This window comes from Bradyrhizobium sp. 195 (genome assembly GCF_023101665.1).
In the GTDB taxonomy this organism is placed as follows: domain Bacteria; phylum Pseudomonadota; class Alphaproteobacteria; order Rhizobiales; family Xanthobacteraceae; genus Bradyrhizobium.
Window position 1 is genome coordinate 5,920,722 of the sequence record NZ_CP082161.1, and the last position, 24,089, is coordinate 5,944,810.

A 24,089-nucleotide genomic window follows, 5' to 3' on the forward strand; every position below is an offset into this window, starting at 1 on the left:
GCATAATGAGACGAGAATGTTGATGACATCGCCCAAACAGCCCGCTCCGGTCCGCATCGGCAACCGTCTACTGGGCGACGGCGAACCCTGCTACGTCATCGCCGAGATCGGCAACAATCACAATGGCGACTTCGACCGCGCCATTGCGCTGGTCGATGCCGCAGTCGCGGCCGGAGCCGATTGCGCCAAATTCCAGATGCGCAAGCTGGACGAGGTCTACCGTGCATCGAGCCTTTCGGGCAAGGACGACGACCTCGCCGTCGAGTATACGCTCGATCTCTTGCGGCGCTTCGAGCTGCCGACCGCGCAACAGAAGAAGATCGCCGAGTATTGCGCAGCGAAGGGTATCCAGTATCTCTGCACGCCCTGGGACGCGAGCAGCGTCGCCGTGCTCGAAGATTTCGGCGTGCAAGCCTACAAGGTTGCCTCCGCCGACCTTACCAATTTGCCGCTGCTCGCGCGCCTCGCCGCCACCGGCAAGACGCTGATCGTCTCGACCGGCATGAGCACGACGGACGAGATCAGGGCCGCGGCGAAGTTCCTCGACGAGCGCAACGCGAGCTACGTGCTGCTGCATTGCCAGAGCACCTATCCGGCCGCGCTTCACAACATCCATCTGCGTTTCATGGAGACGCTGCGCGAGATCCACCCGGTGGTCGGCTATTCGGGCCACGAGCGCGGCACGGCCGTTTCGACGGCCGCCGTCGCGCTCGGCGCCGTCGTCATCGAACGTCACATCACTCTCGACCGGGAGATGGAAGGTCCAGACCATGCCGCGAGCCTGGAGCCGGAGGAATTCAAGTCGCTGGTCTCCGGCATCCGCGAGGTGGAGGCGGCGCGCGGCGAGAAACGGGCCGAACGCGCGCTGAGCCAGGGCGAGTTGATCAACCGCGAGAACCTCGCCAAGAGCCTGGTGGCCGCGCGCGACCTTTCGGCCAGCACCGTGATCTCGGAAGCCGACATCGCGGTGAAGAGCCCGGGACAGGGCCTGTCGCCGCTGAAGATGCCGGCGCTGCTCGGTCGCAAGCTGACGCGGATGATGGCGGCCGACGACTATTTCTTCCAGAGCGACCTCGACGAAGGCGCTGCGAAAGCTCGTCGCTACCGCTTCGACCGCCCCTGGGGCGTGCCGATCCGCTATCACGACGCCGAGCGTTTCCTGGAGATCTGCGAGCCCGACATCATCGAATTCCATCTCAGCTACAGCGACATGGAGCGCGATCCCGCGGCGTATCTGTCCGGCACCTACGATCTCGGTTTCGTCGTGCATGCGCCGGAGCTGTTTGCCGGCTCCAAGCTGATGGACCTGGCAACCCCTGACGAGGCCCTGCGGCGCTATTCGCTGGAGCAGACGCAGGCTTTGATCGACATCACCCGCGGCCTGAAGAAATACTTTCCCAAGACCAAGCGCCCGCCCATCGTCGCCAATATCGGCGGCTTCACCATGGACGAGCCGCTGCCGGCGGAGGAGAAAGCCGAGCGCTACCGCATCTTCGCGCAGAGCTTGACCGAGCTCAACATGGACGGCGTCGAGCTGACGCCGCAAACGATGGCGCCGTTCCCCTGGCATTTCGGCGGCCAGCGTCACCAGAACATCTTTATATTCCCGGACGAGTCGGCCGCATTCTGCGCCAAGCATGATTTGCGCATGTGCGTCGACATTTCGCACACGAAACTCGCCGCCAATCATTTCGGCTTCGACTTCGCGCAAGGCCTCGCCCAGCTCGGGCCGCACACCGCGCATCTGCATTTCGGCGACGCCAAGGGGCTCGACGGCGAGGGTCTTCAGATCGGCGAAGGCGAGATCGACTTCGACGAGATCGGACAGGTGCTGCGCAAGCATGCGCCGACGGCCTCGTTCATTCCCGAGATCTGGCAGGGCCACAAGAACATGGGCGAAGGCTTCTGGACCGCGCTCGAGCGTCTCGAGGGACACATCTGATGGCGCGCAAGACGCTGGCCGTGATCGCCGCGCGCGGCGGCTCCAAGGGCATCCCGCACAAGAACCTGCTCGATCTCTGCGGCAAACCGCTGATCGCCTGGACGGTCGAGCAGGCACGCGCGGCGCGGGGCGTCGACGTGGTGGCGGTCTCTTCGGACAGCGACAGCATCCTCGCCGCGGCCGAGGCTGCCGGAGCCATCGGCGTGCAGCGCCCGGCCGACATTTCGGGCGACCTCGCCTCCTCCGAATCCGCCTGGCTGCACGCACTCGATGCGATCGATGAGCGGATGGGACGGTTCGAGCGGATCGTCGCACTCCAGGCGACATCGCCGATCCGCGAGCCCGGCGACATCGAGAACGCGCTTGCGACCTTCGATCGCGATCATCTCGACAGCCTGCTCTCGGTCTGCGAGGTCGAGGATTATTTCAACTGGCGCATCGGCGCGAATGGACCGGAGCCGATCAACTACGATTATCGCAACCGCCGCATGCGGCAACAGATCGAGAAACGCTATTTGGAAAACGGCTCGTTCTACGTCCTGATCCCATCCCTCCTGCGCGAGCAGAACAACCGTCTCGGCGGCAAGATCGGTTTCCACGTGATGGAGCGTCACAAGATGTTCCAGATCGACCGCCCCGAGGACGTCAAGCTTTGCGCCGCCATCATGCAAAGTTACGGCTATGCCTGACCTCAGCGCCTTCTCGCTCAAAGGCAAGATCGCGGTGGTCACCGGCGCCTCGCGGGGCATTGGCGCGGCCATCGCGACCGGCCTGCGAGATGCGGGCGCTATGGTGTTCGGCCTCAGCCGTTCCGGGACCGCACCGCAGGACGTGACCGCAATTGCCTGCGACCTCTCCGACGACAAGGCGATCGAGAACGCATTCGGCATGATCGCCGCGCAAGGCGGGCATATCGACGCGTTGGTCAACGCCGCCGGCATCAGCCTCCCCGCAAAAGGTGATGAGAGCGAGCTTGAGCGCTTTCGCGCCACGGTCGCGACCGACCTCACCGGCGTTTACGCCACCATCCTTGCCGCGTATCCGCTCCTGAAGAAGGCGGGCTCGGCTGCGATCGTCAACGTCACCAGCATCAACTCGATCCGCGGCTTTCCCGGCAATCCCGGCTACGTGGCGGCGAAGGCGGGACTTGCCGGGCTGACGCGCGCACTCGCGGCCGACTACGCGCCCGACGGCATCCGCGTCAACGCACTTGCTCCGGGCTACGTCGCGACAGAGATGACCGCGAAGAGTTTTGCCGATCCCCTCATGCACGAAGACAGGCGCCGCCACACCATGCTCGGCCGGTGGGGACAGCCCGCCGATATGGTGGGAGCGGCCGTTTTCCTGACGTCGGAAGCCTCTGCTTATGTGACCGGTCAGGAGATCTTCGTCGACGGCGGCTGGATCGCCAAAGGCCTCGCCATCAGCTCGGATAGCAAATCGTGACCGCAACGCTGCAACGAATCGGCTTCATGCAGGGACGGCTCTCGGCCCTGGTCGACGGCAAGATCCAGGCCTTCCCCTGGGACGAGTGGCAAAAGGAATTTTCACGCGCGAAGGAGCTCGGCCTGACACGGATGGAATGGACCATCGATCAGGAACGGCTGCGCGAGAACCCGCTGACGACCGAGCCGGGGCAGCAGGAGATTCTGGCACTGTCGCGCGAGAACGGCGTGCGCATCCCGAGCCTGACGGGCGACTGCTTCATGCAGGCTCCATTCTGGAAGGTCGATGCCGTCGTGCGCGACGCGCTCGTCGCCGACCTCGATCTCCTTATCGTCGCCTGCAGCCGCATCGGCATCGAATTCGTCGTGATCCCGCTGGTCGACAACGGCAAGATCGAGCGCGAGGGCGAGAGCGATACGTTGAAGCGCGTGCTGCTTGCCCGCTCCGAGCTGCTGGCGAGGCGGAACGTCAAGGTCGTCTTCGAATCCGATCTGCCGCCGGACGAGCTTGCCCGGTTCATGGAGGCATTTCCGGCCGAAATCTTCGGCATCAACTATGACAGCGGCAACAGCGCCTCGCTCGGCTACGACAGCGACGAGGAGATTGCCGCCTACGCACCCCGCATTCTCAACGTGCACGTGAAGGACCGCATTCGCGGCGGCACCACCGTCCCGCTCGGCACCGGCAATGCGGACCTTGCCAAGACGATCCGGCTGATCGAGCGCTCGGGCTACAAGGGCCAGTACATCCTGCAGACTGCCCGCGCATCCGACGGCGACCATGCGGGCGCGCTAGCAAGATATCGCGACATGACGGTCGGCTGGATCGAGGACGCAGCGCGATGAAGCTCGAGCTGAGCGATCGCGTTGCGCTCGTCACCGGCGCCAGCCGCGGCATCGGGCTTGCGATCGCGACGACGCTGGCGGCGGAAGGTGCCAGGGTCGCGCTGGCGGCGCGCGGCGCCGATGCGGTGAATGCTGCGTGCACAACAATCGGCAGCAGCGCGTCGGCTCACGTCGCCGACGTCACCGACCCGGCCGCGGCGAAAGCGCTGGTCGAAAGCGTCGAGAAACAATGGGGCCGGCTCGACATCCTGGTCTGCAATGTCGGCAGCGGCGCCTCCGTCCCGCCGGGCAGGGAAACTGCGGCGGAATGGTCGCGGATCATCGATCTCAACCTGTTCGCTGCGACCAACATGATCGAAGCGGCGCGGCCGCTGATGGCAAAGGGCAGCGGCGACGGGGCCATCGTCTGCATCTCCTCGATCGCAGGCATGGCGGCGCTTGGTGCACCCGTCACCTACTATGCCGCCAAAGCCGCGCTGAATGCGACCGTGCGCGGCCTGGCGCGGCCGCTCGCGCTCGAAGGCATTCGCATCAATGCGGTCGCCCCCGGAAATATCCTGAGCGCGGACGGCACCTGGGCGCGCAAGATCGCCGAAAACAAGCAGGCGGTCGACGATATGCTCCAGCGCGAGGTGGCGCTGCGCCGGCTCGGCACCCCCGAGGAGATCGCCGATGTCGTTACCTTCCTTGCATCGCCCCGCGCCGCCTTCATCACCGGAAGCGTGATGGTGGCCGACGGCGGCCAGCTCAGAAGCTGAACAGGAGCCTTTGATGGCAAACCCCTCCTCCCGCTACGACCTGACCGGACGGACCGCGCTCGTGACGGGCGCCGGCGGCCTGTTGGGCAAGCAGCACGTCGCAGCGCTCAGCGAAGCCGGCGCACGCGTGGTCGTCACCGACGTCGGACTGGCGCAGGCCGAAGCTGCCTTCGCGGCGCTGAAGCAGGCCACGCCTTCAGCCGATCTGATCGCGCTCGAGATCAACGTCACCTCGCTCGACTCGGTGCGCGCCGCAAACGATCAGCTCGCCGGCCGCGGCATCACCGTCGACATCCTCGTCAACAACGCCGCGATCGACCCGAAGGTGACGTCGAGCCCTGGCGTCATGCACTCCTCGCGCTTCGAGGCGTTCCCGGTGCCGCAATGGCAGACCGAAATCGCAGTCGGCCTGACCGGGGCGATGCTGTGTGCGCAGGTGTTCGGCGGCGCGATGGCCAAACGCGGCCGCGGCGCGATCCTCAACATCGCCTCCGATCTCGGCGTGATCGCGCCGGACCAGCGGCTGTACCGCCAGCCACAGGTGACGCGCGAAGAGGAACAGCCGGTGAAGCCCGTGACGTACTCGGTGATCAAGCACGGCTTGATCGGGTTGACGAAATATCTGGCGACCTACTGGGCCGATCACGGCGTGCGCGTCAACGCGATCTCGCCGGGGGGCGTCTTCAACAACCAGGACCCGGCCTTCGTCGAACGACTGACGCGCCTGATCCCCATGGGCCGCATGGCCGATGTCGACGAATACCGCGCGGCTGTGCAGTTCCTCTGCTCGGATGCCTCGAGCTACATGACGGGACAAAATCTCGTCATGGATGGTGGGCGGAGCGTCTGGTAACAGAACCTGGGCCACGCACGACCCCCCAGCCCGAGGACATCGCCAATAGGAGCGCTCGATCACGATCACCATGTCGGACTCGAGCCCAAATCAGGCTTCTCAAGTGGACTATCGCCCAGAAATTGATGGCCTTAGGGCAATTGCCGTTCTCTCGGTTATTTTCTTCCACGCCGGACTGGACGCGATTCCAGGCGGCTATCTCGGCGTAGACATATTCTTCGTCATCAGCGGCTATCTGATCACGTCCATCATCAGCGCGGAGATGGAGGACGGCAGATTCACATTTGCCGCGTTTTACGAAAGGCGAGCCCGAAGGATATTGCCGGCGCTCATCGTCGTCTTGCTGGCCTGCGTTCCCTTCGTTCTCATCTTCATGCTTCCGCGCGAGGTGACGGAATTCTCGAAAAGCGTGATCGCGGTGTGCGCGTTCGTGTCGAATGTGTTCTTCTGGGCGCAGAGTGGCTACTTCGACAGGGCTGCCGAACTGAAGCCGCTGCTGCATACCTGGAGTCTCGGTGTCGAAGAGCAATTCTACCTGCTTTTCCCCATTCTCCTGATGGGCGCCTTGCGATTTGGCCGCAAGCGAGCGGGCATGCTGTTTGTCGCAATTGCGGTGGCGAGTATTGCCTATGCCCAATGGGGCCCTCAGAGCAAGGAGGCTACCTTCTATCTAATGCCAAGCCGCCTCTGGGAGCTGCTGATTGGCGCCCTTCTGGCCTTATGGCCGGTGACGAAATTGAGGGCTGAACTGCCCAATATGACGCTCGACATCTTCGTTGTCATCGGCATCGGACTTATCGGCTACGGCCTCCTCGACCACGGCGACGTCCGATACCCCGATTTGCGCGCTCTGCCTGCCGTGCTCGGAGCCGGCCTCGTCATCGCGTTCGCCGCTGCACGGACGACGACAGGCAAGTTGCTCGGAAGCCGCGGTCCCGTCGCAATCGGGCTCATCAGCTACAGCGCCTATCTGTGGCATCAGCCGGTATTCGTTTTCGCGAGATTGAACGGCTTCAACCGGCCAAATGTCGGCATTGCCTTCTGCCTGACAGCGCTCTCTCTCGTGCTGGCCACCTTGACCTATCGTTTCGTCGAGCAGCCGGCCAGAGATCGCAAGCGGCTGAGAATGCCGGCGCTGATTGCCCTTTGCTCGTTTGGAATGTTCGGCCTCGCCGGCGCCGGCACCTTCGCGATCGCCACGAATGGCTTCGAGAAGCAGAGCCTTTACTTCAGCAGCAACGATACCCGCCGTCTCTACGAACTGCTCGAGCGCAATACCGGTGGCGATTTCATGCGCGACATGGGCTCGGACGGCGATTGCGTGTTCTGGACTTCCCAACTGGAGCCCGCGGAATGGAGCCGGCTCATTGATTGTTCGAAAAGATACGGGCCCGCGACCGTTGTTCTCGGCGATTCCCACGCGATGAACATCTACAATGCACTATTCAGGAACAACTACGGCAAATTCGTCGTTGGCTTGGTTGGTCCTGGATGTCGACCCTGGGCCAGGATTCCTGAATGTCCCTATGTCACCTTCGATAAGTTCTTGGAGGCTCATCGCGAGGTCGTCGAAACGGTCATACTGCATTTCTCCGGATCCCACCTCGTGGTCGACGAACATAACCGGCAGGAGCCCGAAGATGTGATGAGATTTGGAGGCAGGTACCATTTCAACGAACGCCCGATCGCCATGACGATCGACTACCTGCAAGCCCTGTCCAAAATGACCAGGACAATCTGGCTGGGTCCGTTTGTCGAATCGAGAATGGACTTCCGCGACTTTGAAAGCATGAAACGGGTCGCGCGCGGTGGATTTCATCTCAATCCCGCGACGGTGGACATCTTCTCGACCCTCGACAAGCACCTCCGAGACAAGACCAGCCTGCCACCCCGGAACTTTCAGTACATATCGTTCTTCGATGTCATCGATCAGGACGCACGAGGACTGCTGGACGGTGATTGCCTGATGTATCGGGATTCCGACCATCTCAGCGTCTGTGGGGAGCGCATCGTCGGGAAAAACCTCAAACCAGTCCTTCTGAAATACACGACCACTGGACGCTAACCGCTTCCGCTTTCACCCGCTGCCGCTTGCGTCTCTTTCTGTCCTTCGAGCATCTTTCCAAGTCCTTCACTCGCCACGAAGGTCAACCCCGCCAACGCAGGTATGACGAGGCGCGTCTCGGAAAAATCGGCGATGAAGAACACGAGCCCCACATGGGTCAGGGTCGCCGCGCCGACGATGGCAATCGTCCGGGTGAGTGCAAAGGTCCTCACGATCGCAATTGCGAGTACGGGACTGGCGATCGCCACCACGAGCTTCATGGTTTGCAGATTGCCGACCAGCTTGCTGAAGTCGCCATTCGTGACCAGGAACGACCTGTAGTCCGTTCCAGGATGCATCCAGATCAGCGCCTTCGGCACGGCCAGTGAGATGCCGATCAGCAGCCCGAACACGGCCCATTCTTTCGGGGTCGGCCATCGCCGCTCGAAAGCCGCAAGGCCCAGAAGCGCGAAACTCGAAGCGAACACGACGTCGGTCCGTCCAAAGCTGATGATCAGCCCGGAAATGACCGCGGCGGGATAGCGCCGCGACGTCAGCAGAAAGAGCTGCCAGAACAAGCCGCCCGCGATGAACACGGGGCCCATGCGTCCCGGATAGATCGCGATCTGCGTGTAGAACGCAAAGGTCAGCAGACATAGCCACGCCGCAGTCGGCGAAAGAAGCAGCGTTGCCAATGCGAACACGGCAAGAAACGACAGGGAATCGAACAGGTAGTTGGCGATGATATGGGTGTGGTACGTCGATCCCCCGTGGGTGCGATCGTCGCCGAATATCTGGACGTAGGCCTCGGTAATCTTGGCGAGCAACGGCCGCATGACGCCTTCGACGGCGTCCATGTGGGCAAACTCGCGCTCGTGATCGAGGCTGAACTGCATTTGCTCGCGCAGCAGGTTGGCTTCGTGCGCGGTGACGGACAGCGCGAGGCAGCAGCTCACGAGCAGTCCCAGCGTGACCGGATTGAAGAAGCTTCTTCTGACCTTGAACAGGAGTAGCAGCGGAACGAGGGCGACGACGACGAAGAACGCTATTCCGGCATACCGCAGCAGCCCCGGAAGATACCTGTCGGAGATATTCACCCAGTACCAGGCGATGACCAGAACGTTGGAAACGACCCAGAACCCGAGCACCATCCCCAGGGATGGGGTCTTCATGTGATCGTCGAACTTCAGCAGGCGGCCAAGACCGCCAGACCACGACAGCATTGCCCCTCGCTCCGACACTCAATCTCCCCGATCAATGCTGCAGGATACCGGCGAGATTCATGTGCGCGGGACGCGAATGCTCGATGCCCAGCAACGTCCGCCGATTGTCGTTCGTGCGCTGCAAGTGCAAGCTCGCGAGCGTCATTCCGGTGCAAGTGGTAACCGTGGTCCCGCGACCGCCGAACGGCTTGAGAAAGTCGAACACGCGACTGCCGAACATGTCGACCACCGACATCTCGCGCGCACCGAGCGGCGGAATTTCGCCGAAATCGCCTTCGATCTCCTCGCCGTCCGCGCGGATCAGCTTCGACGTCGGCCGGGCCGAATGAGCGTATTCGGGATCCGAGGAGTGATTGATCAGCATCACGCTGCTGACGATGTCGCTGGTCGCAATGATCTTCGGATTGATCCCGGTGAACCCGACATGTGCCTTGAGCCTGCCCTCGTTCAAGGGCCGGGCGAACGCGCCGGTGCGATAGATCGCCACGTTGTCCTGATCGACATAGGTCATGGAATAGCTGGCAGGCGAGGAACGGAAGCCGTCCATGCGACCACGCGACATCACGGCGATGACCAGATAGTCGTCCTGCGGCAGTTTGAGCGAGGCGAAAAGGCGCGACAGCTCGACCTCGACGGAGGCACCCGGCGCGTAGTTGTCCGGAAACTCGTAGGTCGCCCGGTACTCGCCGTCGCGCGACAGGACGTGCAGCCTGAACCTGAGCTTCTTGCTGAAGCCCGAGGCGACCAGGCTGGCGAGTTCAGGAACGAGATCCTTGACCGTCTCACGAAAATTCTTGCGCAGGCTGCCAGCGACGAGGCTGCGGAGATACCGGATGTCGACCGGACGATACCAGGCGGGGATCGAAAAACTCATGCGTGACTCGACACCCGCGAAAGTCGGGAACATGAATCTGGGCTCGTAGGGCTTCCAGGGACTGGACGAGAAACGTGTCACGGACGCGCCCCTAAAAATGGTGCAGGCTGAACTTGCCGTTGGCAAATTCATAATAGCTGAACGGACTGGCGATGTTGGTGCCCTTGAATTCGAGGGCGAAACCTTCGGCCGCGCCGATCAGCCGTTCAGCCTCGGGGAAAAGGTCCAGCGTTCTGACGCGGATGGCCCCCATCGGCGCGATCTCCGGTATCTCACGCTGGCCCAATGCCGTGCCGTCCAGAGCCATGAGCCGTGCCGTCCCGACCGAGACGCCTTCGGACGCCATGCAGGAGTTCACGAGCACCACGCCGGACTCCTTCAGGAACCGGGTAAGATAGGATTGCATCCAAGCCGAGGTCGGGAACGGCGCTGCGGCGACCGGCTCGCGCTCGTGCGACAGCGTTATCGCGCCGTGCTGCGAGAAATATTGTGTGTAATAGCCGGTCGTCACCTTCCGTCCGGGACGAAGCTTGGTCTCGTGTTTCGGGACCAGGGCCATCGCGACCGTTCCCGAAACGTGCGGACACAGCTCCGAAGTCTGCAATTGTAATTGTCCGTTGACGCCGAGTTCCCTGTGGAAATACCCAGCCGGTTTGCCCGCTCCGTCGAAGAACCAGACGTGAGCATCCACCTCCGGGTGATCCTTCATGAAGACCGAGAAGTAGTTGAATGCGCAGACTTCCGTCGTGACAGTCTCGTCATTGCGCAGGTAGAGCACGGCGGGCGGATAGCCCCTTGCGACGGCCTCGCCAATCAGCAATTCACCGGGCATTCGACAAGACTCGGCGGGAGAGCAAGGGATCGGCATGGACCGAACCGGCCGGCGGCTTTGGACAAATCATACGCGATGTTCTTGCCCGCATGCTAAAACGTCGACGCGATTTCAGCGCCTGTTTACGCTGAGCCGACAGCAGAATCAACCGGGAACGGCGTCGCATCGAGCAGCTCGAAAAGACACGGTACGAGCACCGTCGTCTTGCTCACGAGCAGCCGGTTTCTACGACCGCGTGGCAGCCGGACAACGCGCGGCAGCCAGACAAGATGACGCTCTGCTCCCTGGTACAGGCGCCCACGATCCCCCTCTCCTGGAATCCTTGCATTGCCCCTGCGGCTCCCGTATGACCGAATCCGGCTACGTGACCTGGTACCGCTTGAAAACAGGCCGGAACATCGTCTTTTCCTGGATCGAAACCGTGCTTCAGCGACTGCTCGTGCGCATCACTCCAATCACGGCGTCCATTCCGCCGAGGAAACGCTGACGTGCGCTGGCAAACAAAGGCGCGAGCGTTCTCGGTGCTGTCGAATATCCCCTGGGGCGAAGACTTGCACTATGCCCTGCAGCGCTACGTCACACGACGACTGCCGCGACCCGAGAAGCAGGTCAGATCCATCTACACCCTTGCGCAGCGGCTGCTGGCCGTCCACGAGAAGTACAGCTTGCGGCCGCTGCGGGATTCGACCTGCTTCGAGTTCGGCGCCGGACGGGATCTGATCGTTCCGCTGGCCTTCAGCGCTCACGGGGCCCGGCGCTTCATCACAGTCGACATCGAGCGCTTGGCCAAGCTGGAGTTGATCCGATCCAACGCCGCCATCGTTTCTCGACTGAGCGGCATTGACCATCCCGACATAAACGCCCTGGAGGACCTCGATCCTTCGTGGAGGATCGACTATCGCGCACCGGCCGATGCCCGTACGACGGGCCTGCCCGCCGCCTCGGTCGACTGCGCAGTCTCTGTCGAAACGCTCGAGCACATTCCCAAGCGCGACATCGCGGCAATCTTGAAGGAGCTGCGACGCATCGTGCGTCCTGACGGACTTGTCCTCATGCAAATCGACTATGGCGATCATTTCAAAGGCTTCGATCCGTCCATCAGTTCATTCAACTTCCTGACATATTCCGAGGAGGATTGGGCTCCTTTCCAGTCGCGCTTCCAATACGTCAATCGTTTGCGCCACAGCGAATATCTGCAGCTATTCAGGGAGGCAGGGTTTCAACTGCTCAGCGACCAACCTGACCGCCGGCCGCCGGAACAGCATATCCTGCAACGACTAGCACCATGCTTCAGAGCCTTCTCCGAAGAGGACCTTTTTACACTCGGCTCGCTGATCGTTGGCCGCCCGGCCGACCCGTCTATAGGAAACTGAAGATCGCCATTTCCCGGTTGCTTGGCCGAAGCCCATTGTAGAGATCTCCCGATGTGGACGACCACATTTGCCCTGACGTTTCTATTCTTCCTGATACAGCTCGGCACCGGGTTTTCGATTCTGGCCATCGCGTCGACGAAGTTCGTCGAGCTGTGCCGGTTGACCAGGGCCCAGCTCGTCGTTCTCGGGGTGACCGTCGGTACCTCAACAACGGGCATCCTGCTCGGAGTGCTATCGCTTCTCGTAAGCGATATGCGGCTTCAGTTCGCAGCTATCGTTGCGTTGGCCAGCCTCGGACTTGCCTGGTCGTGGCTCAATCGGCGTCCGGGTGCCGGCGAGATGCGCACGGCGGCCATTTGGTGCATGCTGTCGTTACCGATCGCGCTCATCACATGGTGGTGGTCCTTCGGCGCATTCTCCGACTTTCCCTATGCGGACATCGGCGCGGATGTTCATTGGATGAAGACCGCGCAGGAGTATGCCGACGGCGGCGTCATCAATCCTTACGCCGCCCAATCCTATGTCGATCTACGTTCGGCGCTCGCCGGCGCCTTTGCTGGAACCGTCGGCCTGGATCTCCTGCGATTTAGCTGGACCTACCGCTTTTTCTCGATCCTGTTCTTCCTGTTGGCTTCTTACGGCTTCGTGCAAGGGATCTATTCCACGCCTTCACGAAGATGGATCGCCTTCTTCTTCGCCGCGACCGGGAACACCGTTGCCTTGATGACGAACGGCAGCTTGGCCGTCGCCAGCAGCATTGTGTTTCTCGGCGTGCTGATGGGCAACGCCGACCGGAAAGAGAACGGCGTGTCCGCGCGATCCGCGCTGCTGCTGACTGGAGGCGCCGGCGCGACGCTGCTGGTCGCCTTCGCTCTCAACAATAATCCGCTTGTGCTTGCGCTGCTCGTAGCTGGGCTATTCCTACTTAGGATCCTGAGCAACACCGCAAGATATGCGCCTCTCTTTCTCGGTTGCATCTGGCCAGCGACGCTTCTGCTCGCACACCGCGGCTCCTATCTGTTTGTTCCAACCGTCCTGATCAGCTGGCTTCTGTATCTTGCCATCGTGCGGATGGTCTCCGCATGGCCGTCGCCCAGCACTGCGGTTCTTCGACTACTGTCCTTTGTCCTGCCCCTGATCATTGCCGGAACTATCCTCTGCGTTGCGGGAATGCGCTTCGGCTACATTCCGTCGATGAGCGCCAACGGCACGTTCTCCTCGATTACGGGACTGATCCTCGGCAGAAGGATCGAGGGCGGCGAAGAACTGTTTCTGGGGTCCGGACCGCAGATTGCCACTATCGAGCTCGGCCGGGCATTGGGACCGCTCTTCTCCATCTGCATCATGCTGGGCGTTGCATGGTGGTGGTTGACCCGGCCTGTCCTTCGTGCTCCCTCAGGTGCGATCAGACCGCGAGCTGAAGGCTTCACGACACTCGTGTGGTCCTGGATCGCCGGTTGCGGACTGAGCGTCGCCGTCCTCTCGGGCTTCCCTTTTCTGTATCGCACCAGCGCGATCATCGTGGCGCTGTTCACGATCACGGCCACGGAAACTTTTTGCCAATTGCTGGTCGACGTCGTTCCGGTCTCGCGATACCGTCGGCCCCTGGTCGCCATTGCGGTTACGCTGCTTGCGACCATTCTCGTGGTTGCGGTCTACGCATTTGCCTGGCGGCCCGGCCTGCCCTTTGCCGGTTATCAGACATTCCTAAGACCAACGGAGATCGCGGGCATCGTGCTGCTGGCGACGCTCGCGCTGTTGACCCTGGCTCGATCGAGAGCAATCTCCATCTGCAGTCTCGTGGGCGTCATGGGATTGGCGGTCGCCGTGGACAAGGCCGGCCTTTCCGGCATTCACAGAAACTACAGTTATGGCGCCCTCCCAGACCACGCCGCGGTCGTTTCCCACTACAATGCCAGCGACCTCGATGTCGCCCGCTGGCTCCGCGCCAATCTGCGAAAAGGGATCCTTCTCTCCGATCCCTATACGCTCGGCATGATCCAGGCCGTCACGGGCGCTCCCGCGGCCTATCTGTTCTCCAATCTGGACACTGTGAACGAAGCGGTCGCGCAGCGGACGAAATCGGTGGTGCGGACAATTGTGCAGCCGACGGACGGAGCTCAGCGGCTCGCAATCGCGTGCAGCCTGGTCACGCCTCTGATAAGCGGAATCAATTCGGAAGCGTTCTTCCAGATGCGCAGGGCCGATGCGTTGAGCGGAATAATGAAAGCGGTCCGTGAGGCTCAAACATCTATTCAGGAATCGCCTCAGCCGTCTTCCGACGCAATAGCGGCCGGAAGCCCCGAAATCACGAGTGAGGAAGTCAAATCCGCGTTCCAGAACATTCTGGAAGCGGGCGACGATGATTGGAACCTCGTCGCGATCATCACGCCTCGCACGATCGAGTGGACGAAGCTCGCGGCGGATCAGCGTCTCAGCTATTTCCCTCCCGCCGAGCCGATTGGGCCCGCTGTCACGGACGTGCTGCGCACCGGTCCGTTTCCAGTGCTATTCACCAACAACCAGGCGGCCGTCGTTCGCATTCCCTGCTCGCGCTGATATGAAGTGGATCAGACATTGAAGCTCGTATCGTCTCCGTCAGGCGCTGCAGTCCGCCGCCCAGGCTGTAAAAGGGGACTCTTATGCTGAGACAGGCCGTGATCCTCGTCGGTGGGTTGGGCACCAGATTGGGTGAGCGCACCAGGCTGGTTCCCAAGCCGATGCTCGAGATCGGCGGGCGACCGTTTCTCGATACGCTGATCGACGAACTCCTGCGCTATGGCGTGTTCGATGAAATTCTCCTGCTCGCCGGCCACAAAGCGGAGATCGTCGAGACGCACTACGCTGCGACCGTCAGAGGGCAGACGCGAATCGCCGTGTCTCGCGAGACTGAGCCGCTCGGCACCGGTGGCGCGCTCGTGCATGCGCGTGATTTGCTGCACGATCGTTTCCTGCTGCTCAACGGCGATTCCCTGTTCGACTTCAACCTGCTCGATCTGATCTCACGCGCGCATGGCGGCCCCGTTCACATGGCGCTTCGCGACGGCGTCGTCGGAGACCGCTACGGGCGCGTGGTGCTCGACGGCGACGTGGTGCGCGACTTCATCGCCCCCGGCGCGGGCGCCACGGGACCGGTCAATGCCGGCATCTACGTCGTCGAAAAATCCGTTCTCGCCGACATCGCGAAGCTTCCCGCCTCGCTCGAGCAGGATGTTTTCCCCGGCCTCGCCAAGTCCGGCGCGCTGCGCGGCACGGCCTATCACGGGTACTTCATCGACATCGGCATTCCCGACGATTTCGCGCGCGCCGATCGCGAATTGCGGGAGAAGCTGCGGCGGCCGGCCGTGTTCTTCGATCGCGACGGCGTGCTCAACCAGGATTCTGGATACACATTCGAGACGCACAAGCTCGCATGGATCGAGGGGGCACGCGAGGCCGTGAAGGCCGTCAACGATGCCGGCTATTTTGCCTTCGTCATCACCAATCAATCCGGCGTCGCACGCGGCTACTATGAAGAGCACCACGTCCTCACCCTGCACCGATGGATGGCAAACCAAATGGCGCAGATCGGCGCGCATATCGACGCGTTCGAATATTGCCCTGATCACCCCGACGGAACCGTTGCGCGCTATTGCCGAATCAGCGAACGGCGCAAACCGGCACCGGGCATGATCACCGACCTCGCCAAGCGCTTCCCCGTCGACATGACACGCAGCATGGTGATCGGGGACAAGGAAAGCGACATGGAAGCGGCGCAGGCGGCCGGCGTGGCAGGCCACTTATTCGACGGCGGGAATCTGGAGACGTTCGTGAAACAGCGCCTGGGCCCGGCAGGCCAGCCTTAGGCGCGCCACAAAAACCGCTGCATCCCCGGGCATTTGGCAGCCACCGAGTGCTGCTCTGTTGCGCAAGACCGTCAGTGTGCTATAGCGCCATCTTGTTGCGAATATTGGCTTAATCGCCTTTTGGGGGCCGGCATGGCAGATCTGAGGGACGCCCGCGTCCTCGTTACCGGCAGCGACGGCTTCATCGGTTCGCATGTCGTCGAGGAGCTGGTGAGAGCCGGTGCCCGCGTCAAGGCGATCGTCTATTACAACTCTTTCAACTCCTGGGGCTGGCTCGACACGGTCTCGTCCGACGTGATGAAGTCCGTTGAGGTCGTCGCCGGTGACATCCGCGATCCGCATTTCATGATCCAGGCCGCGAGCGGCTGTACCGACGTGCTGCACCTGGCGGCGCTGATCGCGATCCCGTTCTCCTATGTGGCGCCGGACTCCTATGTCGAAACCAACGTTCGCGGCACCGTGAACGTGCTGCAAGCGGCGCGCATGGCGGGCGTGCGGCGCTTCGTTCAGACCTCGACCAGCGAGGTTTACGGCACGGCGCAGACGGTTCCGATCAAGGAGAGCCATCCGCTGGTCGGGCAGTCCCCATACTCGGCCTCAAAGATCGCCTCCGACCAGATGGCGCTGTCGTTCCAGGCTTCGTTCGACATGCCCGTTGTGGTCATCCGCCCGTTCAACACCTTTGGTCCGCGGCAATCGGCGCGCGCGGTGATTCCGACCGTCATCAGCCAGATCGCGACCGGCAAGCGCAAGATCCGCCTCGGCGCCGTCAGCCCGACGCGCGACTTCTCGTTCGTCACCGACACCGCGCGCGGCCTGATCGCGGGCCTCACGGCGCCTGCGGAGCAAGTCGTGGGCCAGACCATCAATCTCGGCAGCGGTTTCGAGATCTCGGTCGGCGCGACCGCGCAGATGATCGCCGATATCATGGGAACGGCCATCGAGATCGAGACCGACGAGTCGCGCCTGCGTCCCGCCAACAGCGAGGTCGAACGGCTCTGGGCCGACAATTCCAAGGCGCGCCAGCAGCTCGGCTGGAGCCCTGAATTCGGCGGTGTCGACGGCATGCGCCGCGGCATGACCAAGACGGTCGACTGGTTCACCAATCCCGCAAATCTCAGCCGCTACAAGGCTGACGTCTACAACGTCTGAGGCGATGGTGGACAGTCCCGTGACCAGGTCAGACTTCGAGCCCAAGGCGATCGTCGATGCCGTGCGGCACGCCGTCGGAACGCCCAACGGAATCCTCGGCCTGCACGAGCCGGTGTTCGCCGGCAACGAGGTCGCCTATCTCGAAGAGTGCATCAAGAGCACCTTCGTCTCCTCGGTCGGGCCGTTCGTCGATCGGTTCGAGCGCATGCTGGAGGAGGTCACCGGCGCGAGGCGCGCCGTGGCCGTCGTCAACGGCACGGCCGCGCTGCACGCCTGCTTCCGCCTCGCCGGCGTCGAGCCCGGCGAGGAGGTCATCTCGCCGGCGCTGACGTTCATCGCGACGACGAACGCGATCGCCTATTGCGGGGCTGTGCCGCATTTCGTCGACAGCTCGCTCGTCACGCTCGGCATGGATGCGCGCGCACTGACCACGCGGCTCGAGGCGATCGCCGAGCGAACGCCTAAGGGCACCATCAATCGCGAGACCGGACGCCGCATCGCCGCGATCACGCCGATGCACACGTTCGGGCATCCCGTCGAGCTCGACGAAATCACTGCTATCGGCCGCGAGTGGGGCATTCCGCTGGTGGAGGACGCCGCCGAATCGCTGGGCTCGACCTACAAGGGTCACGCCGTCGGATCGCAGGCGCGGCTCGCGGCGCTGAGCTTCAACGGCAACAAGATCGTCACCACCGGCGGCGGCGGCGCCATCCTCACCAATGACGAGGAGCTGGGACGCCGCGCCAAGCATCTCACCACCACCGCGAAGCTGCCGCACAAATGGGCGTTCGTGCACGACGAGATCGGCTTCAACTACCGTCTGCCCAATCTGAACGCCGCGCTCGGCTGCGCGCAGCTCGAGCAGCTCGAAGGCTTTCTTGCGAGCAAGCGCAAGCTCGCTGCGGCCTATCAGCGCGCCTTCGCGGATATTCCCGGCGTCCGCTTCTCGAGCGAACCGAAGGACACGACGAGCAATTACTGGCTGAATGCCATCCTGCTCGACGAAGCCCATGCCGATCGGCGCGACGACCTGCTCGCCGCGCTCAACGACGCCGGCTTCGGCGCGCGTCCGGCCTGGACCTTGATGCACAAGCTGCCGATGTTCGCGCAAAACCCGCGCGGCGATCTCTCGACCGCCGAGTCCATCGAATGCCGGCTGATCAACCTGCCCAGCAGCGCCAGCATCAGGGTTCGCGATGAGTAGCATCGCGCGAAAAATCTGCTTCGTCACCGGCAGCCGCGCCGACTTCGGGCTGCTGGTCTGGCCGATGCGCGCGATCCGCGAGACACCAGGATTGACGCTTCAGCTCGTCGCCACCGGCATGCATCTCGCACCTGAGTTCGGCTATACCTTCAACGCCATCCGCGAGGAGGGGTTCGAGGTCGACGAGCGTGTCGAGACGCTGCTCAGCAGCGACACCGGGGCCGGCGTCGCGAAATCGGTCGGGCTCGGCGTGATCGGCTTTGCCGATGCCTTCACACGCCTCCAGCCGGACCTCGTGGTCGTGCTCGGCGACCGCTTCGAGATGTTCGCAGCCGCGCAGGCCGCGATGTTCATGCGGCTGCCGATGGCGCATCTGTTCGGCGGCGACGTTACCGAAGGCGCGGTCGACGAATCCACGCGCCATGCCATCAGCAAGATGTCGCACCTGCATTTCACCAGCAATCAGGGCTCGACGCGACGATTGATTCAGCTCGGCGAGCACCCGTCCCGTATCCACACCATCGGCTCGGTCGGCATCGACGCCATCAAGCATCTCGATTTAATGGACCGTGACGACATAGGCGGCGCGATCGGGATGCCGCTCGGCGAACGCAATGCGCTCATCACGTTCCACCCCGTCACCGTCGAGGCCGGGCGCTCGGTGGCCGAACTGGACGAATTGTTCGCGGCACTGTCGACGCTCGATCCCGCCTTTCGTTTCGTGTTCACGCTCGCCAACGCCGACGCGGAGGGCCGCGCCCTGAACGCCCGGATCGAGGCTTTCGCCGCGCGCCGGCCAAACACGATCGCGGTCGCCTCGCTCGGGCAGCTTCGCTATCTCAGCCTGATGAACCAGGTGGACGTCGTGATCGGCAATTCCTCGAGCGGCGTACTCGAAGCCCCCTCCTTCGGAGTTCCCACGGTCGATATCGGCGACCGTCAGAAGGGACGCGAGCGCGCGACGTCTGTATTTCACGCAGCGCCCGAGCGCGGCGCCATTGCCGCAGCCATTGCCGCGGGGCTGCAGCGCGGCCGTCAAGCCACCGTCAACCCTTACGGCGACGGCGAATCCAGCCGGCGATTTGCCGAAACTATCGCAAACATCCCGGATTTCAGGCGTCTTCTGGTCAAGGGCTTCTACGAGCTTCCACCAAGCGGGGCGCAGGCATGACCACGCACACCCTCATCATCGCAGAAGCCGGCGTCAATCACGACGGAAGCCTGGAAAAGGCGCTGGCGCTGGTCGACGCCGCCGCGGACGCGGGCGCCGACATCGTCAAATTTCAGACCTTCAATGCGAAGGCATTGGCTGGCAGCGCGGCAAAGAAGGCCGACTATCAGCAGCGCACGACGAATGCCGACGAAAGCCAGCTTGCCATGCTGGAACGGCTAGAGTTGCCGCAGGCTGCGCATCACACGCTGATTGAACGTGCGAGGGAGCGCGGCATCGAATTCCTGTCGACACCGTTCGACGACACTTCGCTCGCCTTCTTGCTGTCGCTGAAACTGCCGCGCATCAAGATCGGATCGGGTGATCTCACCAATGCACCGCTGCTGCATGCGGCCGCGAAGGCCGGCGCGAAATTGATCCTGTCGACGGGCATGGCGACCCTCGGCGAGGTCGAGGAAGCGCTCGGTGTTCTGGCTCACGGCTATGGCCAGCGCAACGATCCGCCCGGCATTGCCGCCTTCCGCGCGGCGTGGCGTGATCCGGCGGCACGCGCGGCCCTCGCGCGGCACGTCAGCCTGCTCCATTGCACCACCGAATATCCCTGCCCCATCGCGGATGTGAACCTCGCCGCAATGGCGACGATGCGCTCCGCGTTCCAGCTCCCGGTCGGCTATTCCGATCACACCGACGGCTTTGAAATTTCGGTCGCTGCCGTCGCGCTCGGCGCCACGACGATCGAAAAGCACCTGACACTCGACCGCAAGGCGCAAGGCCCGGATCACGCGGCCTCGCTGGAGCCCGACGATTTCAAGCGCATGGTTGCGGCCATCCGCAACGTGGAGCGCGCACTCGGCGACGGCGTCAAGGCGCCGAAAGAGTCCGAAATCAGGAACGTTCCGGTCGCCCGCAAGAGCATCGTGGCGGCGCGTGCGCTGAAGGCCGGCGAGACCATCGGCCCTTCCGACATTACCGCCAAGCGGCCCGGCGCGGGCCGCCCGCCGATCGACTACTGGTCGCTGGTCGGGACGGCAGCGCCGCGCGCGCTCAAGCCGGACGATCCGGTTTAACGACGAGGCTTTGCAGGAACCCCGCGCAGCACCGACCCCTGCGGCCACGAGCCGGTCACGACCGATCCCATCGCGACCAGAGTATCGTTGCCGATGGAAATGTGATCGCGCACTCGGCTACCGAGGCCGACAAAGCAATTGTCGCCGATCTCAGCGCCTCCGCCGACCACGGTTCCAGGCGACAGATGCGTGCAGTGACCGACGCGAACGTCGTGCTCGACGATGGCACCGGAATTGATGATGCAGTGATTGCCGATGATGCTGCGCGCATTGACGATCGCGCCCGGCATGATGACGGTGCCTGCGCCGATCGTGGCTGACGGCGAGACGATCGCGCGTGGATGAATCACCGACGCCCAGCGCTTGACCTGCATGCGGCCGATCATCTGCTGGCGTGCGGGTCCCGCCTGCATCGATCCGATTCCCACCACGAAGGCGGCATCCGGATACTCTAGCGCGGCCTCGTCGGTTCCGAGATAGCTGATGTCGCCGAGCGTTCCGGGCTGCCGATCGAGGAAGCCCACGACCTTGAACTGGCCGGACAACAGCGCCGCTTCGTAGACCATGAAGGCATGCTCGCCGCCGCCTATGATGATGAGATCATCCATCGCGATTCCCCTGCGCCCGGCGATCTTAACGGGGGGATCGCGGGTCTTCAAACCGTCGATTCGGGCCGCGAAACACTTGGGTTAACGGGGCTGTTCAGGGGGGTGCCGTTGGGGTTGACGCCGCCTCTCGCAGCCGCGATATAGCAGGCTCAGCCGTGGGCCGCCCCCGATATCTGGCGTATACGAGGCAGATTGCCATGAAATCCTGGCGTAAGGCCGTCGTTGGAACGCAGGCGACCGTGGGCGAGGCTATTGCTTCCATCGAGAGCGGGAGCATTCAGATTGCGCTCGTGCTCGACGACCAGAATCGCCTGCTCGGCGTGGTCACCGATGGTGACGTGAGGCGTGGCCTGCTGCGGGGTGTACCGCTCACCGGACTTGCAACCGACATCATGAACCGTGCGCCGGTGTCAGCTCCTGCGACGCTGCCGCGCGAGGATCGCCTGCAGCTGATGCGGCAGAAGTCGATCAAGCAGCTCCCGCTTGTCGACGAGGGCGGCCATCTGGTCGTGGTCGAAACGCTCGATGAGCTGCTCGAACCGGCTCACTATCCGAATCCTGTCCTAATCATGGCGGGCGGCCTCGGCGAACGCCTGGGCGCGCTGACGCGCGACGTGCCGAAGCCGATGCTCAATGTCGGCGGCCGGCCGCTGCTCGAGACGATCGTCCGCAACGTCGTGCAGCAGGGTTTTGGCAACATCTTCATCTCGGTCAATTACAAAGCCGATACGATCAAGGACTACTTTGCCGATGGCGCCGCCTTCGGCGCCAATATCCAGTACGTCCACGAAACGGAACGCCTGGGGACTGCAGGCGCCCTCGGACTCTTCAGGACGCCGCCGGCTCTGCCCATGATCGTCACCAACGGCGACATCCTCACCACGATCAACTACGGCGCTCTCCTCGATTTCCACAACGCAACGCCGGTGGAAGCGACGATGGCTGTGCGCGAGCACAAGGTGCACGTCCCCTACGGCGTGGTGTCGACGTCAGACGGCTTTCTCGATGCCATCCGCGAGAAGCCGACCGAAAGCTGGTTCGTCAGTGCCGGCATCTACGTGATCGGCCAGTCCGTCTTCCGCCACGTCACGCCCGGCGTCAGCATCGACATGCCGAACGTGCTGGAACGCGTGATCGCCGGCAAAGGGCGGGTTGCGGTTTATCCCATTCGCGAATACTGGCTCGACATCGGCCGCCTGGAGGATTTCGAGCAGGCTCACGCGGAGTTTCACGAGGTCTTCCCGTGACCTCGACAAAAGCCGTCGTGGTTGGCCTCGGCTCGATCGGCACAAGGCATGCGCGCGTCCTGCGCGAGCTTGGCCTGGAGGTCGCGACCGCCAGTCGCCGCGAAGGTGGCGACTACGGGTCGATCAAGCAGGCCATCGCCGCGGCACATCCGGACTACGTGGTGATCGCCACCGAGACTGCGCGCCATGCGGACAATCTGCAAGAGCTCGCGCAGGCCGGCTTCCATGGCAAGGTCCTCGTGGAAAAGCCGCTGTTCGCGACGCCGGCACCGCCCCCGAAATATCCCTTTGCCCATGTCAGCGTCGGATACAATCTGCGCTTTCACCCCGTGATGACGGCTCTGGCCGAAAGGCTGCGCGGGCGCGACGTGATCACGGTCGCCGCCTATGTCGGCCAGGACATCAGAGACTGGCGGCCCGGCCGCGATCACCGCGCGACCGCATCCGCCACGGTTGACGCCGGAGGCGGTGTGCTGCGGGATCTCAGCCACGAGCTGGACTATCTCCTGTGGCTGTTCGGGCCGTGGCATCGCGTCGCAGCGCTCGGCGGCGCGTCCGGCGCGCGCGACATCGACGTCGACGACCATCTCGACCTGCTGCTCGATATGCAGCGGGCCCCTTCGGTCCACGTCCACATGGACTATCTCGACCGGCAGGGCATCCGCCGCATTCGCGTCAATGTCGACAACGACACCATCGAGGCAGATCTCGTCGGCAGCCGTCTTGCGGTCAACGGCAAGGCAACGGAGATTCCCAGCGAGCGCGACCAGAGCTATCGCGACATGCATGTCGCGGCGATGCGCGGTGCGAGCCCGGTCTGCTCGCTGCCCGAGGCGCTCGGCGTCGTCCATCTGATCGACGCCAGCGAGCGTGCTCTGCGCACCAAGACCTGGATATCGCCATGACTCTTCTCTGCACGATCTGCGCGCGGGGTGGCTCGAAAGGAGTTGTCGGCAAGAATGCGCGCGATCTTCTGGGCAAGCCCGTGCTCGCCTGGAGCATCGCGCAGGCGCGCGAGACCGGCCTGTTCGACGCGATCGCCTTCAGCAGCGATTCGGATGCGCTGCTCGATGCGGCACTGAAGGCCGGCGCCGACATTGCGGTCAGGCGCCCGGACGAGATGGCGACCGATACCGCACCGAAGCTGCCGGCGATCCGTCACTGTCTCGAGCAGGCCATCGCGCAAACCGGCAAGACGCCGGAGATCTTCGTCGATCTCGACGTCACCTCGCCGCTCCGGCTGGCCTCCGACATCACCGGTGCGGTCGCACTGCTGCGCGAGAGCGGCGCGCGTAACGTCATCACCGGGGCGCCGGCGCGACGCTCGCCCTATTTCAACCTGGTCGAGCAGCGCACTGACGGCAGCGTCGGTCTCTCCAAATCCGCCGATCCTCCGATCACGCGCCGGCAGGATGCGCCGCGCTGCTTCGACATGAACGCATCGATCTATGTCTGGCGCGTCGCGCCATTCCTGGAGCAGCCCGCGGTGTTCTATCCGGACACGCGCCTGTTCGAAATGCCGGAAGAACGCTCGATCGACATCGATTCAGATCTCGATTTTGCCCTGGTGGAACTGTTGCTGCGCCAACGACTGCCGGCCTGAGG

Annotated in this window: 21 protein-coding genes; 17 read left to right on the top strand and 4 right to left on the bottom strand. The window is 63.1% G+C overall.

What is annotated here, in order from left to right:
• The first annotated feature begins 22 nt into the window (after window positions 1-22).
• The 7 genes from IVB26_RS27715 (at window position 23) to IVB26_RS27745 (ending at window position 7,909) form a co-directional block, all read left to right on the top strand.
• Window positions 23-1,942, top strand: a complete 1,920-nt coding sequence (locus IVB26_RS27715; protein WP_247968279.1) for an N-acetylneuraminate synthase family protein — start codon at window positions 23-25, stop codon at window positions 1,940-1,942.
• Window positions 1,942-2,631 carry an acylneuraminate cytidylyltransferase family protein gene (locus IVB26_RS27720; RefSeq protein WP_247968280.1) on the top strand — a complete coding sequence of 230 codons (690 nt, stop codon included), beginning with the start codon at window positions 1,942-1,944 and terminating at the stop codon, window positions 2,629-2,631. The genes IVB26_RS27715 and IVB26_RS27720 overlap by 1 nt, the downstream gene beginning before the upstream one ends.
• A complete protein-coding gene (locus IVB26_RS27725) occupies window positions 2,624-3,388 on the top strand; it encodes an SDR family oxidoreductase (protein ID WP_247968281.1) in 765 nt (254 codons plus the stop codon). Before IVB26_RS27720 ends, IVB26_RS27725 begins: the two co-directional genes overlap by 8 nt.
• Window positions 3,385-4,233, top strand: a complete 849-nt coding sequence (locus tag IVB26_RS27730) for a sugar phosphate isomerase/epimerase family protein (RefSeq protein ID WP_247968282.1) — start codon at window positions 3,385-3,387, stop codon at window positions 4,231-4,233. Before IVB26_RS27725 ends, IVB26_RS27730 begins: the two co-directional genes overlap by 4 nt.
• Window positions 4,230-4,991, top strand: coding sequence for an SDR family NAD(P)-dependent oxidoreductase (locus IVB26_RS27735; RefSeq protein ID WP_247968283.1), 762 nt, complete (start codon window positions 4,230-4,232; stop codon window positions 4,989-4,991). The genes IVB26_RS27730 and IVB26_RS27735 overlap by 4 nt, the downstream gene beginning before the upstream one ends.
• Window positions 4,992-5,004: 13 nt before the next feature.
• Window positions 5,005-5,844 carry an SDR family oxidoreductase gene (locus tag IVB26_RS27740; protein ID WP_247968284.1) on the top strand — a complete coding sequence of 280 codons (840 nt, stop codon included), beginning with the start codon at window positions 5,005-5,007 and terminating at the stop codon, window positions 5,842-5,844.
• Window positions 5,845-5,947: 103 nt separating this feature from the next.
• The gene (locus IVB26_RS27745) at window positions 5,948-7,909 is read left to right on the top strand and encodes an acyltransferase family protein (protein ID WP_247968285.1); all 1,962 of its coding nucleotides are present in this window, start codon (window positions 5,948-5,950) and stop codon (window positions 7,907-7,909) included.
• Here IVB26_RS27745 and IVB26_RS27750 read toward each other — a convergent pair.
• The 3 genes from IVB26_RS27750 to IVB26_RS27760 form a co-directional block, all read right to left on the bottom strand.
• A complete protein-coding gene (locus IVB26_RS27750; RefSeq protein ID WP_247968286.1) occupies window positions 7,906-9,111 on the bottom strand; it encodes a hypothetical protein in 1,206 nt (401 codons plus the stop codon). The genes IVB26_RS27745 and IVB26_RS27750 overlap by 4 nt on opposite strands.
• A 31-nt stretch (window positions 9,112-9,142) precedes the next feature.
• Window positions 9,143-9,985 carry a hypothetical protein gene (locus IVB26_RS27755; RefSeq protein WP_247968287.1) on the bottom strand — a complete coding sequence of 281 codons (843 nt, stop codon included), beginning with the start codon at window positions 9,983-9,985 and terminating at the stop codon, window positions 9,143-9,145.
• Window positions 9,986-10,076: 91 nt separating this feature from the next.
• The gene (locus IVB26_RS27760) at window positions 10,077-10,817 is read right to left on the bottom strand and encodes a hypothetical protein (RefSeq protein WP_247968288.1); all 741 of its coding nucleotides are present in this window, start codon (window positions 10,815-10,817) and stop codon (window positions 10,077-10,079) included.
• 488 nt (window positions 10,818-11,305) lie between these two features.
• Between IVB26_RS27760 and IVB26_RS27765 the strand changes: the two genes are divergently transcribed.
• From IVB26_RS27765 to neuB, 7 genes are all read left to right on the top strand, one after another.
• Complete coding sequence (locus IVB26_RS27765; protein ID WP_247968289.1) at window positions 11,306-12,190, top strand: class I SAM-dependent methyltransferase; 885 nt, start codon at window positions 11,306-11,308, stop codon at window positions 12,188-12,190.
• 21 nt (window positions 12,191-12,211) lie between these two features.
• On the top strand, window positions 12,212-14,749 hold the full coding sequence (locus IVB26_RS27770; protein ID WP_247968290.1) for a hypothetical protein: 2,538 nt from the start codon (window positions 12,212-12,214) through the stop codon (window positions 14,747-14,749).
• A gap of 83 nt (window positions 14,750-14,832) precedes the next feature.
• Window positions 14,833-16,035, top strand: a complete 1,203-nt coding sequence (locus IVB26_RS27775; protein WP_247968291.1) for an HAD-IIIA family hydrolase — start codon at window positions 14,833-14,835, stop codon at window positions 16,033-16,035.
• Window positions 16,036-16,167: 132 nt separating this feature from the next.
• On the top strand, window positions 16,168-17,187 hold the full coding sequence (locus IVB26_RS27780) for an NAD-dependent 4,6-dehydratase LegB (protein ID WP_247968292.1): 1,020 nt from the start codon (window positions 16,168-16,170) through the stop codon (window positions 17,185-17,187).
• Window positions 17,188-17,206: 19 nt separating this feature from the next.
• Window positions 17,207-18,391 carry a LegC family aminotransferase gene (locus tag IVB26_RS27785; protein WP_247968293.1) on the top strand — a complete coding sequence of 395 codons (1,185 nt, stop codon included), beginning with the start codon at window positions 17,207-17,209 and terminating at the stop codon, window positions 18,389-18,391.
• Window positions 18,384-19,562, top strand: a complete 1,179-nt coding sequence (gene neuC, locus IVB26_RS27790) for a UDP-N-acetylglucosamine 2-epimerase (protein ID WP_247968294.1) — start codon at window positions 18,384-18,386, stop codon at window positions 19,560-19,562. The genes IVB26_RS27785 and neuC overlap by 8 nt, the downstream gene beginning before the upstream one ends.
• Window positions 19,559-20,629 (top strand): N-acetylneuraminate synthase, encoded by a 1,071-nt coding sequence (gene neuB, locus IVB26_RS27795; protein ID WP_247968295.1) that lies wholly within the window; start codon window positions 19,559-19,561, stop codon window positions 20,627-20,629. Before neuC ends, neuB begins: the two co-directional genes overlap by 4 nt.
• On the opposite strand, the gene IVB26_RS27800 is transcribed toward neuB, so the two are convergent.
• Window positions 20,626-21,237 (bottom strand): acetyltransferase, encoded by a 612-nt coding sequence (locus IVB26_RS27800; protein ID WP_247968296.1) that lies wholly within the window; start codon window positions 21,235-21,237, stop codon window positions 20,626-20,628. The two genes, neuB and IVB26_RS27800, sit on opposite strands and share 4 nt — an antisense overlap.
• A 197-nt stretch (window positions 21,238-21,434) precedes the next feature.
• Between IVB26_RS27800 and IVB26_RS27805 the strand changes: the two genes are divergently transcribed.
• The 3 genes from IVB26_RS27805 to IVB26_RS27815 are packed head-to-tail and all read left to right on the top strand — an operon-like array spanning window position 21,435 to window position 24,087.
• Window positions 21,435-22,484, top strand: coding sequence for a nucleotidyltransferase family protein (locus IVB26_RS27805; protein WP_247968297.1), 1,050 nt, complete (start codon window positions 21,435-21,437; stop codon window positions 22,482-22,484).
• Window positions 22,481-23,389, top strand: coding sequence for a Gfo/Idh/MocA family protein (locus IVB26_RS27810; RefSeq protein ID WP_247968298.1), 909 nt, complete (start codon window positions 22,481-22,483; stop codon window positions 23,387-23,389). Before IVB26_RS27805 ends, IVB26_RS27810 begins: the two co-directional genes overlap by 4 nt.
• Window positions 23,386-24,087 carry an acylneuraminate cytidylyltransferase family protein gene (locus IVB26_RS27815; protein ID WP_247968299.1) on the top strand — a complete coding sequence of 234 codons (702 nt, stop codon included), beginning with the start codon at window positions 23,386-23,388 and terminating at the stop codon, window positions 24,085-24,087. Before IVB26_RS27810 ends, IVB26_RS27815 begins: the two co-directional genes overlap by 4 nt.
• Window positions 24,088-24,089 lie beyond the last annotated feature (2 nt).